The following is a 17633-nucleotide window of genomic DNA, read 5'->3' on the forward strand; positions in this document are numbered from 1 at the left end:
ATCGCGACGGGCTACACGGCCGGATCCACCTTGAACAAAGGCTGGCCGTATTCCACCGGTTCCCCGTTCTCCACCAGCACGGCCACGATCTTTCCCGAGACCTCCGCCGGCAGTTCATTGAAAACCTTCATCGCTTCGACGATGCCGACCACCGTCTCCGGACCCACATGGTCTCCGACCTTGACGTAGGGAGGCGAATCGGGGTCCGGTGCCAAATAGAAGGTGCCCACCATCGGACTGCGGATGAGCAGGAGGTTGTCGGCGGCGGGAGCGGGAGCAGCCTCGGCCTGTTTCTCGTCCGATTCCTTCGCGGAGGGTGGAGCAGGCGCGGCGGGCGCGCCGCCCGGCGGCGCGATTGGCGAAGAAAACGGAAAAACGAACGGCATGGGAACGCCCTGGGGAACGGCCGAGGAAGTCGCTGTCGGCTGTCTTCCCTTGCGCAAACGTATTCGGATATCGCCGTCGCGGAGGTCGATCTCCGCCAATTCGTGGCGTTCCATCAACTCGACGAGCTTTCGCACGCGACGCACATCGAAAACGTCTTGACCGCTCGATTGCGGGCGACCGATGGGTTCTTCAGGGGATTCGGAATGCATGATTCAGCAATTTGCGGGAGAGTATTCAAGAGTTTCCAAAGACGTGATCTCTTCGCCCCGACGGAAGATCCGCTCAGAGGCTGACGTATATGTCATCCAAAGACTTCGGAGTGGAGGTCAAAACTTCCCTGCCGGAGCGGGTCACCAAAACATCGTCCTCAATTCGTATCCCACCCCATCCGGGAAGGTAAACACCGGGCTCGACGGTCACCACCATCCCCGGTTTCAAAACGGTTTTCGACTTTGCCGACAAACTTGGGGCCTCGTGGATCTCCAGGCCGACCCCATGCCCCAGACCGTGACCGAAGGCCCGTCCGAAGCCGGCGTCTTCAATCACTTTTCGCGCCGCCGCATCGACCTCCGCCGCCGTGACGCCCGGACCGATCGCCGCGATCCCCGCCTCCTGAGCGCGCAATACAAGCTGATAAAGCCGCTCGAATTTCGGACCGATTTTACCGGTCACCAGAACGCGGGTCAAGTCGCTCTTGTACCAACCCTCATCCGCGCCCCAATCGATCAAAAGGATGGGATGCTCGTCGACGCGGCAGTGTCCGGGGATGGCATGAGGCAGCGCCGCGCGCGGACCGACGGCAACGATCGTAGGGAAGGCGGCGCACCGGGCGCCGAGAAGACGCATGTGATGCTCTAACAGATCGGCGATTTGCTTTTCTTCGTGATCGGGTCGCAGGCTTGCTCGAACCGCCGCAAACGCCCGCATCGCTTGGCTCGCCGCCTTTTGGATCCGCGCGATCTCTTCGGAGTCTTTGACGATGCGCAGGTCTTCCACCCATTGCGAGGTCGAAACCCACTCCACACTGCCGGACTCGCGCTCCAACGATTCGCGGACATCGACCGTCACGTGGGAGGCCTCGAAGCCCACGCGGGACAGTTTCGCGCGTCGGACGACCCGCGCGGCGGCCTTCACCAAGCCGACGCCGCTCGGACGGATCATGACCTCCAGGCCGGGGCACTCTTCCGCGATCTGTAGCGTGAAGCGTGAGTCGCTGATCAAGGCTTCGCCGTCCCGCCACAGTAACAGATATGTATCCTCTCCGCTGAATCCGGAGAGGTATGTCACGTTTTGGGGTTTGGTGACGAGGAATCCGGCCAAGGAGTTCTTTTTCAACACGCGCCGAAGGCGATCCCGACGCTGTTGAAAGTATTCGCTAGTGTTTTTCATGTTCTGCCTGCTCGAGAAGTTGCGACGGCGTCCGACGACGTGCCCATGCTGTTAGCATACGCCGGACCGAGGTCTTGGGGGAGGCATGCCCTGCCGACGTTCGTTTGCGCCCGCGCTGAGACGACCGGCGTCGGCAGGTCGCGCGGGGGTTTCTTTCCATGCCTCCGCACGGGCGATATAATCGGCGAAGGCGTTGATGAGGATGCTTCTCGGATTGCTGCCGATAGTCGCCGCCGAAGGCCGCGACGCAGACGGGAGAGGCGGTCCGCGGCGGTACGCCGATCCGTGAATGTTCGGCGGATCAGGAGACTATGATTCAGCTAGGCGTCAATATCGACCATGTAGCCACGCTCCGCCAGGCGAGACGGACGTACGAGCCTGATCCTGTGGCGGCGGCGGTGCTTGCGGAACTAGGCGGTGCGGACGGCATTACGATCCATTTGCGAGAGGATCGACGCCATATTCAGGACCGCGATTTGCGGATTCTGCGTGAAACGACCGCGGTTAAGCTCAATTTGGAGATGGCCTGCGCCCCCGACGTCCTTCGAATTGCGCTGGAAGTGCGACCGGATCAGGCCACGCTCGTCCCGGAAAAGCGAGAAGAAATCACCACCGAAGGCGGATTGGACGTGGCAGGGCAAATGGATCGGGTGCGCGAGGTCGTCGGCAAGTTGCGTGAAGCCGGCGTCGTCGTAAGCCTGTTTATCGACCCGCAACCGCGTCAAATCGACGCTGCGGCCGAGCTGGGGGCCGAGGCCGTCGAGTTGCACACGGGCGGATACGCTAATGCCAAGGGTGCGGCAGTCGAAAAAGAGTTGGCCGCCCTGCGATCGGCCTCGGCCTTGGTGCATGAGCGCGGCTTGGTCCTGCATGCGGGGCACGGCTTGACCTATCGCAACGTGCAACCGATCGCGGCGATTCCGCACATGCACGAGTTGAACATCGGCCACAGCATCGTCGCCCGCGCCGTCTTGGTGGGCATGACGCAAGCCGTGCGAGAAATGAAACAATTGATGGTTGACGCCGCGAGATCGGTCGCAACCGCTACGACGTGATGAGAGCGGCGGCGACCGTTTCCGCGATGATCGTCAAGAAGTCCGAAAACGTCGGTCCTGCCGAGTCCTCTTGAGTTCCATCCTCAACCCAGCCCGTCCAACGAGAGACGTATGGCCACACGCGCAGAGCAATTCGCCGGTCTTTCAGTCGCCATGATCACTCCCTTCCGCGACGGAAAGGTGGATTATGCTTTGTTGGAGGAGCACGTCGAGTTCCAGGTTCAGGCGGGCACTACCTGCTTGTGCCCTGTGGGAACGACCGGCGAGTCTCCGACGCTGTCGCATCCGGAACATCGCGAGGTCATCGCCGCGGTGATCAAAGCCGCCGCCGGACGCATCAAGGTTATGCCGGGCACCGGGTCGAACAGCACTCAAGAGGCCCTGGAATTGACGCGCTGGGCGGCGCAAGTCGGCGCGGATGCCGCCTTGGTGGTGGCGCCCTATTACAACAAGCCCACCCAGGAAGGGTTTTACCGCCATTTCAAGGCCCTCGCCGAGGCGGTGGACATCCCGATTTGCATCTACAACATCCCGGGAAGGACCGGGAAGAACGTGGAACCGGAAACGATTCTCCGCCTGGCCGAACTACCCAATATCGCCATGGTCAAGGAAGCGACCGGTTCGCTGGATCAGGCCTCGCAGATCATCTGCGGCAGCGACTTGACGGTACTCAGCGGCGACGACAGTTTGACGTTGCCCATTCTCTCGGTCGGCGGTCGCGGCGTCATTTCCGTGATCGGGAACATCGTTCCGCGTGAGATGATCCAACTCACAGCGGCCTGGGATCGCGGCGACATCCCCACGGCGCAGTCTCTTCACAAGAAACTCTTCCCCTTGGCGCGCGACATGTTGGGACTGGCGACCAACCCAATCCCCATTAAGACGGCCATGCGGTTATTGGGTCGTGATACGGGCGAATTGCGACTGCCGATGACGCCTATCTCCCAGGAAGAGGAAGAGCGGTTGCGGCGGACCTTGCGGGCCTTTGGGTTGCTGAACTAACCGGCGGCGTTGATGCTCGGAATGTCGCGCAAGGTTACCCGCTTTGCCGCAAGCGCATAACCTAAGAAACTGCGGATGAGTCGCAGCCCCACCGGCGTCAAAATCGATTCCGGGTGGAATTGCCAGCCCACGACGTCGAATTCCCGATGGCAAATCGCCATCACGCGGTGCCGGTCCGTCCATGCGATGGTCCGGAGTAGGTCCGGCAGCGATTCGGTGGTCACGGTCAATGAGTGGTATCGACCCGCGAAAAAAGGATTCGGTAATCCGGCGAAGCACGGATGCGGAGCGTATCGAATCCACGTCCCGCGACCGTGGCACGGGTCGCTCGATTCCACAACCTCGGCGCCGAACGCCTCGGCGATGATTTGATGCCCAAGGCACACACCGAGGATCGGGACTTGTCCGGCCAACTCTCGGACAAGGGCGAGGCTATGCGGTTCGTCGCGGGGACGGCGCGGACCGGGTGAAAGGACGAGCGTCCGAAAGCCCTCTTGCAGCACCCAGTCCGGCTCCAGACGGTAGCTTCGCCGAACCGTGACGTCACAACCGGCAAGCTGAACATAACGGGCCAGATTGTGAACAAAGCTATCCTGATGGTCCACCACTAGGACGCGAGGCTTAACCCCGTCGTAAGACATGGAAACTTGAGCGGCGTTCAACCTTAGCGACCCCAAGAAGAGCCTCTTCTCGGCGGTTCGAGGGCCTTCCCGATGTGAGCGATTTGGGGGACCGACCGAGGCTCAGGCCGGCGCTGCCGCCTCTTCCTTTTCGCGCCTTTTGATGAGCGTTACCTCGTTACCCTGCGCGTTGAATTGCACTTCGTCCATAAAAGTGCGGATCAGGGAGAAACCGCGGCGTTCCTCCAGTTCCGGCGCTGCGCCGGGCGTCGCGGCATACTTCGCCACGTCGAATCCGGGACCGTCATCGCGCACGACGAATTTCGCCTGCCGACGGTCGATTTCCACGTGGACGTAGATCTTACGATCGCGGAACTCCGGTTGTGCGCGTCGCTGATCGACCAAACTGACTTCGTCGTCTCCCAAAAGACGATCCGACACGGCAGCGATCTCATCGCGAGTAATCTGAAGATTGCCGTGGAACAAGGCGTTCAGCACCGCCTCCTTCAGCGAAACTCCCATCTGCAATCGACCGGCAAAGTCGGTGAATTGCATTCCGGCCAAGGTTTGCTGCACCAAGGAAACCAGCGGTTGAATTAGGTCCGGTTCGTTCTCGAGCACGAAGTCGAACTCGATGCGTTCCAATCGCTGCAACAGCCTCTCTCGCTCTTGATTCTGCTCGGCGATGCGAAGAATGCTATCGGCCGTTTCGGGCAATCGGGCGGCCAATTGAGATTTTGGGACGTAGCTGGCGGCGCCGAGTTCCAAGGCCTCCAGCGCCAACGTATCGGTGCCGTACGCCGTCATCAGGATGACCGGCACTTCCGGATAGTGCTGACGCACCGCGCGGACCAGTTCCAGGCCGTCCATTTCGGGCATCGTCAAGTCCGTGACTACCAGATCCGGGAGCACCAGCTTCATCTTCGCCAGGGCTTCGGTACCCGTTGCGGCGTATTCGATCTTCCACGACCAACGCCGCTCCAGCAATGTTCCCACCAGTTTGCGATCGACCGGCGAGTCGTCCACCACCAGGATCGTAGTCATGGCTTCATCCCTCCTCGAATGATCAACGACAGCTTTTATAGCCGATGCGATGCCCGCTTTCCAGTGCGGGAACGATCACTCGGCTTTTTGGTAGTTTGCCGACCCTTGCCGGATTGCCGGCCTCGCCTTGCGGAAGCGGAAGGCGTTGGCATCGGTCGTGACGAGAACTCATTACCGACCGTCCGTCGTTTGCAACGAATAGCCGACCTCCAGAGCGGGCTCATCGAACCTTTCGCCCTCATTTTCACCCCGTGCCGCCGTTTGCGCGTCATCGAAAGGCTCTGCTTCGGCGTCCTCATCGACGGCGTATTCATCGCTTTCGCGCGGGATCGGCACGAACCAGGAGTAGATCAGGTATAGGGTCGGCACCAGGAACAGAACCAGAAGCGTGGAGAACGCCAGACCGAAGGAAAGCGTCACCGCCATAGGAATCAGGAACTGCGCTTGCACCGATTTCTCGAACGTGATGGGCGCCAGGCCGCCGATGGTGGTCAGCGATGTCAACAGCACCGGTCGCAACCTGCGTCTGCCGGATTCCAACAGTGCCTTTTTGATGGGCATCCCGCCTCGGACCCGGGAGTTGATGAAGTCGATCAGCACGATCGAGTCGTTGACCAAGACGCCGGTCAAAGCCACCAGCGCGAAGATTGACATCAACGTTAGCGACAGACCCATCACAAGGTGCCCCAAAACGGCCCCCACCAGGCCGAAGGGGATGATCGCCATGATCATCAGCGGCTGGAAATACGAGCGGAATTGGAAGGTCAGCAGGGCAAAGATGCCGATCAGAGAGATGAGCAGGCCGCGAATCATGGCGGTCACCGATTCGTTGGTCTGTTCCTGCGCACCCTCCCAACGAATCTGGATTCCGGCGAATTTGGGATCGGACAGCAACTGGGGCAGAAAATCCGTTTGCAATTCCCGAACCACCTGTTGGGCGTGCGTGCGGTTCTCGTCAACGTCGGCGGTGATGCTGATGGACCGCATCTGATCCAGGCGGTGGATTTGCGAATAGCCGCGTTCCACGCGGACGTCGGCCAGTTCCCGAATCGGGCGTTCCACGCCGTTGACGCGGATACGCATTTCTCCGAACTGAGCCAAAGAACGTCGTTCCTGCTCGGGATAGCGTACCATCAACTTGACTTCGTGCCGCCCGCGTTGAAGCCGCATGGCCTCTTCGCCATAGTACGCCGCCCGCACCGCGCCCGCCAAATCCGTCAACGATACGCCCAACGCCTTGCCTTTTTCCAAGGTCTTGATCTGGAATTCCCACTTTCCGGGTCGCGAATCGTCTTGGATGTCGAAGACGCCGTCGTATTCCGCCAGCTTCTCTTTGCAGCGTTCAACGGCCTCTTCCAAAGCGGCCATGCGATCGGGCGGCGCAAGCAAACGAAACTCGATAGGCATTCCGCCGGGCCCCATAGCGGCGCCCGCGAAGGTCACGCTCTCGGCCCCGGGAAAATTACGGCCCAATTCATTGGCCTTTTTGCGCCACATGTTGACGAGAGTCAGACTGTCGATCGCCCGCTCCGTCACGTCCACTAATTGCACCTGGACTTTCCCGGAGTGGCTTCCGGTGGGGAGTTCGTTGCCCACGCGCAAGGCGTTGACCGTCACGTCGCCGACCAGGCGATAGGTGGTCTGGATCAACCCCTTCGGGTGCTCGGGATGATTGCGGATGTACTCGGCATCGATTTGCCGAATGGCCTCCTCGATGACTTGCGTGGCGTGGTCGGTCACAATTTCCGGCGTCCCCGCCGGGAAATAGACGGAAGCCTCGATGACGTTGGAGTCCGTTTTGGGAAACGTTACGAAGGGGATGATGCCCGAGGCGACCAATCCGAGAGACGTGAGGAGAAAGGCAATCGCCACGCTGACGGCTACCACGGGGAAACGCAATACCAGCTTCAGGAGAGGCGTATAGGCGTGGTCGATCACCCAGCGCAGGGCGGCGTCCGCTCGGTCGTTAACGGCATTCGTGAACCTTTCGATCAGGGGCAGGTAGCTTGCCGCTACGGTCAGGAAGAGCAGGAGGGCTAATCCGATCCAAACTTGCAAGGATATACCGTACGGCAACGGGTAGCCGAGCAAGAAGGCCAGTCCGCCCAGCAGCAAAGCGACGGACGCCACCCTCCAAACCAACAAACCCAATCGCCGCATGCGAGCCGTGCCGTTCCTTGCGGCATCATCGCCTGAATATTCTTGTCCGTTCTGACTGTTGCCGCCGCTATTGCGGTGCCGTTCGTTGGCCGAGCCATGCGCCAGATGACAAGGCAGAACGAAGATGGCCTCGACCAAGGAAACGAGCAGGGCCGATACGACACCGAACGGCAAGAGCCAAATGAACTTCCCCATGATGCCGGGCACGAAGAACAACGGGCTGAAGGCGATGACGGTCGTCATCACGGCGGCAAAAACCGAGGGGATGACCTCGTAGGTTCCATCAACCGCAGCTTCGATCAATCCTTTGCCCATGTTGCGGTGCACGTAAACGTTTTCGCCGATCACGATGGCGTCATCGACCAACATTCCCAGGGCCATAAGGAACGCGAACATGGACATCATGTTCAACGTTTGATCGGTGCCGGCGAAAATGATACAGGTCCCGAGCAAGGAGATCGGAATGCCCAACGCTACCCAGAACGCCAGGTGCAATTCCAGGAAGATCGCCAAGAGGACGAAAACGATGATAAGGCCCTGCAAGCCGTTTCTGGCAAGGAGGTCCAGGCGATCGCGGACGTAAACGGAGACGTCGTCCCAGGTGGTAAGCTCGTAGCCGGGCGGCAGCTTCTTCTTCGCCAAGTACTCGCGCACGTCTTGCGTGGTAAGCAGCAAGTCCTCGGTCGAGGTGCTGGTCACCACGATAGCGATCCCCGGTCGTCCGTTGATGCGACTGATCGCCGAAGCATCCGAAAAACCGTCCACGACGTGGGCCACCTCGCCGACGGTAAGGACGGTTCCGTCGGGCCGGGTGATCAGCGGCAAGGCCGCGATCTCCTTGCCGGTCAGCCCCTTGTTTTTCCCTCGCAGAAGCACCTCTTGCGAGTCGCCGCGGAGCGTCCCGCCCGGTAATTCCACGTTCTCTCGGCGGATGATCTGGGCGACCTCTTGCAACGTCAAACCGTATTTGCGGAGAGTTTCCTCCGAGATTTCCACCGAAATCTCATAGGGTCGCACCCCCATCAGATCGGCCTGATTGACGTTGGGCAAGGCAATCAGCTCGTCGCGAATCTGTTCGGCCAATTCGCGCAAGGCGATTTCCGATTGGAGGTCATCCCCATCCGGTCCGATCAAACCGATCGTGATTGCCCCGCGACGGATGGTGATTTGCTTGATTTCAGGGTCCTCGGCCAGCAGGGGAAAACTGGGGATGCGGTCCACCTCCGCGCGAACTTCGTTCAGCACGCGTTGCGGGTCGCGGACGTTGGTATAGAGTTCCAGGATGACCGAGCCTAAACCTTCCCTCGCGACGGAGTTGACTTTCTTGATCCCCGTCACCGAGCGGACCGCCTCTTCGATCTTCTGACAAATGCCCTCCTCGACCTCGGTCGGACTCGCTCCCGGATAAGGCACCGAAATCAGGATGATGTCGAGGCTGAAATCCGGAAAGACCTCGCGACGAAGGTTGAGAAGGGAATACGCACCGACCACGAGAATCGCGGCCAGCAGCGTATTCATCGCGGGGGTATTGCGGATCGACCAAGAAAGCAGCGACTTCATGGGATCAATTGTTCCTGAACAGGGACGCCCTCGCCCATCCGAGCGATCGGCGTATTTTCCAAGAAGGGCGTGGGAGAGACGGCCACGCGGTCCCCAGCCCGCAAGCTATCGGGCGAAGCCAGGACCATCGCTTCGTCCTCCAACGTTTGAATCACCTCGACCGGCACCAGACGTAAACGTCCGTCGCGGATGCGAGCCACCTTTCCTCCCGGTTGGATTCCCCGGGCGGGCAACCGCAGCACCCTATGATCGGGAGAGACGTGAATCCGGATCGAGACGTACATTCCTCGCAACAAAGCGGGCGGGGCCCGATCGGGCACGGCATTCCGCCCATCGTCAGTCGCGCCGCCCAGCATTCGCACGGCGGTGGGATCATCGACCAGGACGCGGCAGGGAATCATGCGCGTCTGCTCGTCCAATCCCAGACCCTCATAGCCGTCGAGGGTTCCCGTCCAGGCGTATTGCAGACCGTTCGCCTCGTACACCACGGTGGCCGGAACCCTAGGCACCTCGTAGGCCGTGGTCCGAGCATTCGCGGCATTTCCGCCTTGTCGCAAGACGGCCCATAGCCAGGCCAACTGATCGACCCTCAGGCTGCACTTGATCTGCGCCTTCGAGGTGTCCTCGAAGACCAAAACGGCGGTGCCTTTGCGAACGTAGCTGTCCGCTTCCACCAGGTCCTGCACGACCACGCCGTCCGCCGGGGCCCGAATATCCGTGCGAGCAAGGTCCAATTCCGCCTTTTGCAAAAGCACCGCGGCTTGATCGCGCGCCGAAGCCATGCGTTCCCGGGTCGCTCGTTTGAGCCGCAGTTGGTTCTCCAGGTTCATGAGGGCGGATTGGGCCGTGATATAGTTTCGCTTCGCCGCGTCCAATTCGGCTTGAGTCATCGCGTTGCTGCTGAACAACGTTTCTGCACGCTGATAGTCCCTTGATGCGATTTGAAGTTCGTTTTGGGAAAGCTCGATCAGTCGGCCCGTATTTTCGATGTCAACGTCCAACTCTTTGACGGAGTTCTCGGCCTGCTTGACCTGTTCCTTCAATCGCTCGACTTCGATCTCGAAATCGCGTTTCTCGATGGATAATAGAAGGGTGCCCCGCTTGACGTAGGTACCCGCCTCGCACTCCGGGGTCTTCAGCACGATTCGACCGTCCACTTCCGCCGCCACCTGGATCTCGCGGTACGGCACGACGATGCCGTCCCCGGAAATCTCCAAGCCGGCTTCATGGGGTTTTACGACCGCTGCTTCCACGACCGGCAACGTCGCGGGCGGTTCTTCCCGGGCAGGCGGTTGTCGCAGGCTTTTCAAAAACAGGAAGCCCACTACCCCGAGTACTAGAATCAGCGGCGGGGTTCCGTATTGGATCAGCGTTTCCCAAAGGGACGATCTGTACGCGGTCGCATTGGCCATAAACCAAGGTCTCGTATCAAGGAGAAATGATTGCCGGTCAAGGAGGAGCTAATTGCGAGTTCGTCGGAGGTCGCTCGATCTTGATTCGGTTGAGTCCCTCCACGAGCTAATCGCCTGGAATGTCGAGGAACGGCACCGAGGCCGCGATGGGTTTGTGCTCCTCCAAAGCGGGTTCGCTTTCGCGTTCGCAATCCAAGTCATCTCCGCGCCACCGATCCACGAACGAGGGCGTCAGTCCCAACGCCGAAAAAACGAATTCCGTGATGTGCTGCGCAATGTGTTCCACCGTGAACTGAGGCCGGAGCGATTCCGGGATAATCTTTTCCAAAAGCCTTCCCGCCGCCCGATAGTGCGTGCACTGCGCGACGATGCTCAATGCGATTTGATAACGTCGGTGCTCCGGCACTCTTTCCGGCAGGATCCGTTCCAATATCCCTAAAAGCATGCGAAAATTGTTGAGCACGTGTTGCCGAAAAAACGCTTCGCAGGCGGGCGTCGGATCGAGCATTTCGCGCATGATGAGCTTGATCTTCCAAGATGGCGTATCTTGCCCAATCATATGTTCCAGCATGAGCCGGATGTAGTCCGCCAGCAGTTGCCCAGGATCGCTCTGCCCGGGATCGGAGGGTTGCCGTTCAAAAACGGCCTCTGCGCGAAAAATCGGGGCTGCAGCCTTGACAGCCTCCACGTAAAGGGCCTCTTTTCCTCCGAAATAGTAGTTGATCGCAGCGACGTTCACCCCGGCCCGATCGCAGATTTCGCGCGCACTTGCCCCGTCAAAGCCTCGCTCCGCGAACAGCTCCCCCGCTGCCAACAGGAGTCGACCTCGCGTATCTTCCACGAAAGACCTCCCCAAAAAATCTCTTATGGAGCAAATGAGCGATTAAAGCAATTGTATTAAACGGACGTTTGTTAGGCAAGCTTTTCTTTGCAATTTTTGAACTGGCGGAACGGAAACCGCCTCTCCTAGCTTTTAAGATAAGGGGTCCGTGTCGCTACGAGAGAATCGCGGCGATGCACGCGGTTGTGTAGCAGGCCAGCGTACCGGCAATCATGGATCGAAGACCCAGTTGAGCCAATTCCCTCCTCCGGTTGGGTACCAGGCTTCCAATGCCGCCGATCATTACGCCGATGGAACCGAGGTTCGCGAACCCGCATATGGCGTAGGTAGCGATTAGGAAAGACCGGGGAGATAAGCTGTCCCGCATCGAGGTCAACTGTTGGTACGCGATGAATTCGTTCAAAACCATTCGGGTCCCCAGCAGCGAGCCGACCGATCCTGCATCCTTCCAGGGGACGCCCATCAACCATGCTAGGGGGGTGAACATCCAACTCAAAATGCGTTCCATCGTCAGCGGTTCCCCGCCCGGCCTGCCTAGAAGTCCTAAAGCCCAGTTCACCATGGCGACTAACGCGATAAAAGCGATCAACATGGCGGCCACGTTGATCGCCAACTTCATCCCGTCCGAAGCCCCGCGGCAAGCGGCATCGAGCACGTTCGCGTCCAAGCGTTCCACACGCACGGTCACGGTTCCTTTGGTCAGCGACTGCTCCGTCTCGGGGACCATGATCTTGGCGAAAACCAAGGCGGCGGGAGCCGAGATGAGGGACGCCGTCATGATGTGTCCGGCATCCACGCCCATGGTCACGTAAGCCGCCATGACCGTCCCGGCGATGGTGGCCATGCCCGCCGTCATCATGGCCATCAACTCCGACCGCGTCATGGTTTCTAGGTAGGGACGCACGACCAGCGGGGCTTCCGTCATGCCGACGTACACGTTGGCCGAGGCTGCCAGCGATTCGGCACCGGAAACGTCCATGACCCACACCATGATGTGGGCCATGATTCGAACCAGCCATTGAAGGATTCCCAGATGGAACAGCACCGCCGTCAGGGACGAGACGAAGATGATGACGGGCAGTACCTTGAAGGCGACCTGGTGATGTTCCCACTCGGGGCCGAAGACGAACGCGGATCCCTGATCGACGAAGAACTGGAGTCGCTCGATGAACGATCGAGCGGCGGTGAAGGCTGCTCGCCCGAGGGGCGTCCGCAGCAGCACGATCGCCATCAGCAATTGCAGCAGCATTCCGCTGATGACGAGGCGCCCATTCATACGGCGACGGTTTTCCGAACCCAACCATGCCAGAAAGACCATGGTGAAAAGTCCGAGAATGGGAATCCATCGTTCCATGCTGCCGTCTCCTGGTCGAGGTGGCCGGTTTCTAGAAAGTATTTTTGCAGAAGGGACCATCGGAAACCGACTGCGTGTTCCCCCCTTCCAATCGAATTGGCCTTCCGATAAAAACGAGCGTCCGCATGCCATCATCGCGGTTGCGCGCCGCGGCGACCGCCCATTGTGGGCGTATTTTTGGGCCGATAAAATGGGGGCTTATTATCTTTTTGCTGCTGTCGGCAAGAGAGCAGGTCCATCATGGAGCGGCGATGCGCCGGGTCGGATTCCGAGGCGAACGTCGCGACGCGCATTGCAACCTTTCATAGCGGATAAAGCGGTACCGGCAGGCGATCGAGCACCGGGTTTGGGGAACGTACGACGGGGGTAAAGATGGCCAAGAAGAATATGGTGGTTGCCCAAAGCGGCGGGCCGACGCCCGTCATCAATAACAGCCTCCGCGGAATCATCGAGGCGGCGCGAGATTTCGATACCGTCGGCAGCGTGTACGGCGCCAGGCATGGCATTGAGGGTGTGCTTAAGGAAGAGTTGATCAACCTGTCTTCACAACCGCCGGAAGAGATCGCCCTATTGCGGTACACGCCGGTGGCGGGGTCCATCGGGACGTGCCGTTATAAGCTCAAACCGTCGCAGACCGAGGATTTCGAACGGGTCATCGACGTGTTCCGTGCTCACAACGTGGGCTATTTCCTCTACATCGGCGGTAACGACTCCATGGATACGGCGAACAAGATCGCCCAACTCGCCAAAGAGCGCGGTCTCGATTTGGTCGCCGTAGGAGTACCCAAGACGATCGACAACGATGTGGGGGATTCGGATTTTCAATTGGTGGATCACACGCCGGGTTATGGGTCGACGGCCAAGTACTGGACGCACGTAGTTCAGTATGCGAATGAGGAAAACGGGGGATCGTGCCCCGCCGATCCGGTCCTCGTGATGCAGGCCATGGGGCGAAAGATCGGTTTCATCCCTGCGGCCGCGCGATTGGCCGATCCGCATCGGGAAATGCCCCTGCTTATTTACTTGGCGGAACGTCCCTGCCCGCTGGATCGCATCGCCGATGAAGTCAACGATATGCTGCGGAAACGCGGGCGCTGCTTGGTGGTGATCAGCGAAGGTTTCCACGTGGGCGACGTGGGCGAGATCAAGGACGCTTTCGGCCATACTTCGTTCAGTTCCAGCAAACTGACGGTGGCGCAGATCCTCGTCAACTACTTGAATGAAAAAGGTCTAGCCGCCAAAGGAGCCGCGCGTGGCAACGTGCCCGGCACCGATCAGAGGCATTCGATGGCCTACGCATCGACCGTGGATTTGGACGAAGCATACAACGTGGGTCGCGTTGCTGCCGCCTTGGCCGCCGAAGGCGCATCGGGATTCATGGCTACCATTCTCCGTAATCCCGGACCCGCCTACACCGTGCGTTACGACAAAGTGCCGCTGCCCGAGGTCGCGAATAGCGAGCGAAAATTCCCAGCGTCCTGGATCGCTCCCAGTGGGAACGATGTGACCGATGATTTCGTGAAATACGCCCGCCCGCTTATTGGTGAAGATATGCTGACGTTGCCGATGTGCGACGGTCGGCAGCGGATGACGCGATTCCAACCGATCTTCGCTGAGAAGAAACTCCCGGCGTACGTGCCGCAAATGGATCGCAAAGGCTAGGCGATTGTCGATGCGAGACTTGCCCCGAGGTTGGGTTTACGGGCACCGAGTCGCAACAGACCGACAACGGAAAAGCGGGATTCGAACAACTAAAGGCCATAGCTAAGCGAAAATGAGGGTTACATGATCGATTTCGCGCCGAAGCACGATTTCTTGGTGGGCATCGACTCCGACGGTTGCGCGTTCGATACGATGGAGCTTAAGCACAAAGAGTGCTTCATCCCGAACATCATCTACTACTACGACCTACAAGGCGTCAGCAAGTATGCGCGCGAGGTGGCGGAGTTCGTCAATCTGTATTCCAAGAGTCGCGGTATCAACCGCTTTCCCGCCCTGATCGAGACGTTGCAGCGTCTCCGCCGACGCCCCGAGGTCAAGGCTCGGGGAGTTCCCATCCCTCTTCCCGAATCCCTCATGAAATGGATGAAGCAGGAGAAAAAGCTCGGCAATCCCGCCTTGGAGAAAGCGGTGGCGGAATCGGGCGACGCGGAATTGGGCAGGGCCTTGGAATGGTCGCAGGCCGTCAATCGGAGCGTCGAATGGATGGTGCACGGCGTTCCCCCGTTTCCCTGTGTGCGTGAATCGCTTCAAGCCCTGGCCGACAAGGCCGACATCCTGGTGGTTTCGGCAACCCCGGAGGATGCGCTTCGTCGCGAGTGGCAGGAGCACGGGCTGGATATTTACGTCCGTGCCATTTTGGGACAAGAGAGCGGAACGAAGAAGGATTTTCTGGCTTTGGCCGCCAAATACCCTGCCGGACATGCCCTAATGGTCGGCGACGCCCCCGGCGACCATCAAGCCGCGAAGGCCAATCAGGCCCTCTTCTTCCCGATCAACCCGGGCAACGAAGAGGCGAGTTGGCGGCGGCTTTTCGAGGAAGGACTGGAGCGATTTCTGCAAGGGACCTTTGGCGGCGATTATCAAGAGTCGCTGCTGTCGGAGTTCGACCGCTGTCTGCCCGTCGATCCGCCTTGGGTGGAAGAAGCCGAGTGAACCGAGATTGCCGGTTGGCGGTTTGGTCGGATTGCGAACACCTGAAAACATTGCCGTATCCCAGCTTTCGTGGATTGGGTATATTGACAGGTGTGCCTGATCCTCGGAAAGTCACACCCTGCCGCGGAAACATATTTTCCAGGCTTGCCCGCCTCTCACCTGTTTGGCACGATGGTCGTCCGACAGTCATGAAAGGGGCGTCGTGACTGCGAGACGGCGGTCCGTCCGGCCAAGGACTCCGGTTGATCGACGATCATGAATGAAACCTCGAATGGCATCTTTTATGCTTTCGGCCGATTTTTTTCCAAGGCGCCCGACGCGGTGACGCCGGTCGAACGCACCCAACCCGGCGGGAAGTCCGGCAAGCGTTCCCACTCGGAAACGTCTTCTGTGTCGAAGCCGGTCGGCAAGGAGTCCGGGGGTCAAGTCGGTTGGCTCCGCGAGGTGGTGGAGGCCATCGCGATCGCATTGGTTTTGGCCTTCCTCTTCCGATCCTTCGAGGCCGAGGCCTTCGTGATTCCGACCGGATCGATGGCGCCCACGCTGATGGGCCGACATAAGGATGTGATTTGCGATTCGTGCGGATTTCGCTTTCAGGTCGGGGCGAGCGAGGAGGTGGACAAGATCACGAATCGGCCGACCGGTCGATGGGTGATCGGCGGAACGTGCCCGAATTGCCGTCACACGCTCGCGCTGGGATCCAATCGATCGGCGAAACCGTCCACGCCTTCATTTAAGGGCGACCGAATCCTCGTCTCGAAGTATGCCTACCATCTCGCGGAACCGAAACGCTGGGACGTCGTCGTCTTCAAGTATCCCGGCGGCGCCACGACCAACTTCATCAAACGTCTGATCGGAATGCCGAACGAGACGGTTCGGATATTTCACGGCGATATCTTCGTTAAGAAGCAGGGCGAGGAAGAGTTCTCCATCGCGCGTAAACCCCCCAAGAAAGTCTTGGCCATGCTGCAACCGGTTTACGACGACGACAATCCGTCGCAGATCCTTCTGGATGCGGGTTGGCCGGAACGTTGGTCGGAAGAAGCGACCCCTGCGGCGGGAAGCGCGGCGGCGTGGCGGTTGGATGTGGATAAGCGAGAATGGGAATGCCGAGCCCCGCAGCAGGAAGTTGCGTGGTTGCACTACCGCCACATCATCCCCGACTGGGACGTTTGGCAAGCGATTACGGACGGTCGACCGATAGCGATCGACGCCGCACGACCTCAATTGATCAGCGACTTTGTGTCGTACAACACGAATGAAGCCGAGGATACGCCCTTCGCGCCGATCGGTCCGCCGCGCGGCGATCAATTGGGACTGCATTGGGTGGGGGATTTGGCCGTCGAATTCGAGGCGGAATTGCAAAACGTGCAAAGCGGCGGTGAACTTCGCGTGGAACTGGTGAAGGGCGGTCGGGTGTTTCGCGCCGTCATCGATGCCGTCACCGGGGAGGCCCGATTGGAAGGCCTCGGCGACGACATCACGCACGACATGCAAGCCGACCGGCAAGATCTGCGTTCGTTCACGACGCGCCTTCAAGGAAGCGGGCGGCACCGGGTGCGACTGGCCAACGTGGACGATCAGCTCATACTTTGGGTGGACGGGGGAGTGATCGTTTTCCCGTATCAAGTTCGCGCTTGGCAGGGACCGACGCGAGAGGATCTGGAACGACCGATACGAATCGGCGGTCGCGGGGTGGACATGAAAGTCCGCCATCTCAAAGTGTTTCGCGACATCTACTACATCGCCCACGACGCACGATCGCGGTCCTTTATGCACGACTTTGATTGGAGTGCCTCGCCTTACGCCCGAGTCATCTGGAGCGGCGACGCCATGGAACGGTTTCGCAAAATGGTCGGCGAGGTGATGTCCGATCCGCAGCAGTGGGATTTCTTCGCCACCGGACATGCCTTAGATTTCGAACTGAAGGACGACCAGTTCTTTGTCCTGGGTGACAATAGCGCCCAAAGCGAGGACGGGCGATTCTGGACCAAGGAACATTTCGTGCGGCGAGAATTGCTGGTGGGCAAGGCTTTGGCCGTCATTTGGCCTCACGCTCTCAATCATTTGCCCGGTACGTCGATCCCGTTCCCCCTCTTCCCGAACTTTGGAGATATGCGAATCGTTCGCTGAGCGGTCATGGGACAGGTCGAA

At 59.5% G+C, this 17633-nt stretch carries 13 protein-coding genes; 5 read left to right on the forward strand and 8 right to left on the reverse strand.

The annotated features are described in order from the left end of the window. Positions 1-11: 11 nt before the first annotated feature. Positions 12-596, reverse strand: a complete 585-nt coding sequence (gene accB, locus ACYQ6J_RS08570; protein ID WP_460183768.1) for an acetyl-CoA carboxylase biotin carboxyl carrier protein — start codon at positions 594-596, stop codon at positions 12-14. Between the two features lie 73 nt (positions 597-669). Further along, the gene (locus tag ACYQ6J_RS08575) at positions 670-1776 is read right to left on the reverse strand and encodes a M24 family metallopeptidase (protein ID WP_460183769.1); all 1107 of its coding nucleotides are present in this window, start codon (positions 1774-1776) and stop codon (positions 670-672) included. A gap of 311 nt (positions 1777-2087) precedes the next feature. On the opposite strand from ACYQ6J_RS08575, the gene ACYQ6J_RS08580 reads away from it, so the two are divergent. After that, the gene (locus ACYQ6J_RS08580; protein WP_460183770.1) at positions 2088-2831 is read left to right on the forward strand and encodes a pyridoxine 5'-phosphate synthase; all 744 of its coding nucleotides are present in this window, start codon (positions 2088-2090) and stop codon (positions 2829-2831) included. A 111-nt stretch (positions 2832-2942) separates the two neighbouring features. Continuing rightward, positions 2943-3833 (forward strand): 4-hydroxy-tetrahydrodipicolinate synthase, encoded by an 891-nt coding sequence (gene dapA / locus ACYQ6J_RS08585; protein ID WP_460183771.1) that lies wholly within the window; start codon positions 2943-2945, stop codon positions 3831-3833. Here the strand turns inward: dapA and ACYQ6J_RS08590 are convergent. From ACYQ6J_RS08590 to ACYQ6J_RS08615, 6 genes are all read right to left on the reverse strand, one after another. Then, entirely contained in the window at positions 3830-4510 is a 681-nt protein-coding gene (locus tag ACYQ6J_RS08590) for an anthranilate synthase component II (RefSeq protein WP_460183772.1), read from the reverse strand. The genes dapA and ACYQ6J_RS08590 overlap by 4 nt on opposite strands. 66 nt (positions 4511-4576) lie before the next feature. Continuing rightward, positions 4577-5497 (reverse strand): response regulator, encoded by a 921-nt coding sequence (locus ACYQ6J_RS08595; RefSeq protein ID WP_460183773.1) that lies wholly within the window; start codon positions 5495-5497, stop codon positions 4577-4579. 171 nt (positions 5498-5668) lie between these two features. Continuing rightward, positions 5669-9217: an efflux RND transporter permease subunit gene (locus tag ACYQ6J_RS08600; RefSeq protein ID WP_460183774.1), complete on the reverse strand. Its 3549-nt coding sequence runs from the start codon at positions 9215-9217 to the stop codon at positions 5669-5671. Then, positions 9214-10629, reverse strand: a complete 1416-nt coding sequence (locus ACYQ6J_RS08605; RefSeq protein ID WP_460183775.1) for an efflux RND transporter periplasmic adaptor subunit — start codon at positions 10627-10629, stop codon at positions 9214-9216. Before ACYQ6J_RS08605 ends, ACYQ6J_RS08600 begins: the two co-directional genes overlap by 4 nt. A 106-nt stretch (positions 10630-10735) precedes the next feature. Then, on the reverse strand, positions 10736-11470 hold the full coding sequence (locus ACYQ6J_RS08610) for a TetR/AcrR family transcriptional regulator (RefSeq protein WP_460183776.1): 735 nt from the start codon (positions 11468-11470) through the stop codon (positions 10736-10738). Between the two features lie 154 nt (positions 11471-11624). Beyond that, positions 11625-12824, reverse strand: a complete 1200-nt coding sequence (locus ACYQ6J_RS08615) for a NupC/NupG family nucleoside CNT transporter (RefSeq protein ID WP_460183777.1) — start codon at positions 12822-12824, stop codon at positions 11625-11627. A 372-nt stretch (positions 12825-13196) separates the two neighbouring features. On the opposite strand from ACYQ6J_RS08615, the gene ACYQ6J_RS08620 reads away from it, so the two are divergent. The 3 genes from ACYQ6J_RS08620 to lepB all read left to right on the forward strand — a co-directional run bounded on the left by ACYQ6J_RS08620 (position 13197) and on the right by lepB (position 17612). Next, entirely contained in the window at positions 13197-14486 is a 1290-nt protein-coding gene (locus ACYQ6J_RS08620; protein ID WP_460183778.1) for a diphosphate--fructose-6-phosphate 1-phosphotransferase, read from the forward strand. A gap of 123 nt (positions 14487-14609) precedes the next feature. Next, a complete protein-coding gene (locus tag ACYQ6J_RS08625; protein WP_460183779.1) occupies positions 14610-15479 on the forward strand; it encodes an HAD family hydrolase in 870 nt (289 codons plus the stop codon). 390 nt (positions 15480-15869) lie between these two features. Continuing rightward, positions 15870-17612, forward strand: coding sequence for a signal peptidase I (gene lepB, locus ACYQ6J_RS08630; RefSeq protein WP_460183780.1), 1743 nt, complete (start codon positions 15870-15872; stop codon positions 17610-17612). Positions 17613-17633 lie beyond the last annotated feature (21 nt).

The sequence above is a fragment of the Thermopirellula anaerolimosa genome, assembly GCF_054657335.1.

Bases quoted from the DNA above. Each gene is read 5' to 3' on its own strand.
- accB (WP_460183768.1), bottom strand. From the start codon at position 596: ATGCATTCCGAATCCCCTGAAGAACCCATCGGTCGCCCGCAATCGAGC.
- ACYQ6J_RS08575 (WP_460183769.1), bottom strand. From the start codon at position 1,776: ATGAAAAACACTAGCGAATACTTTCAACAGCGTCGGGATCGCCTTCGG.
- ACYQ6J_RS08580 (WP_460183770.1), top strand. From the start codon at position 2,088: ATGATTCAGCTAGGCGTCAATATCGACCATGTAGCCACGCTCCGCCAG.
- dapA (WP_460183771.1), top strand. From the start codon at position 2,943: ATGGCCACACGCGCAGAGCAATTCGCCGGTCTTTCAGTCGCCATGATC.
- ACYQ6J_RS08595 (WP_460183773.1), bottom strand. From the start codon at position 5,497: ATGACTACGATCCTGGTGGTGGACGACTCGCCGGTCGATCGCAAACTG.
- ACYQ6J_RS08600 (WP_460183774.1), bottom strand. From the start codon at position 9,217: ATGAAGTCGCTGCTTTCTTGGTCGATCCGCAATACCCCCGCGATGAAT.
- ACYQ6J_RS08605 (WP_460183775.1), bottom strand. From the start codon at position 10,629: ATGGCCAATGCGACCGCGTACAGATCGTCCCTTTGGGAAACGCTGATC.
- ACYQ6J_RS08615 (WP_460183777.1), bottom strand. From the start codon at position 12,824: ATGGAACGATGGATTCCCATTCTCGGACTTTTCACCATGGTCTTTCTG.
- ACYQ6J_RS08620 (WP_460183778.1), top strand. From the start codon at position 13,197: ATGGCCAAGAAGAATATGGTGGTTGCCCAAAGCGGCGGGCCGACGCCC.
- ACYQ6J_RS08625 (WP_460183779.1), top strand. From the start codon at position 14,610: ATGATCGATTTCGCGCCGAAGCACGATTTCTTGGTGGGCATCGACTCC.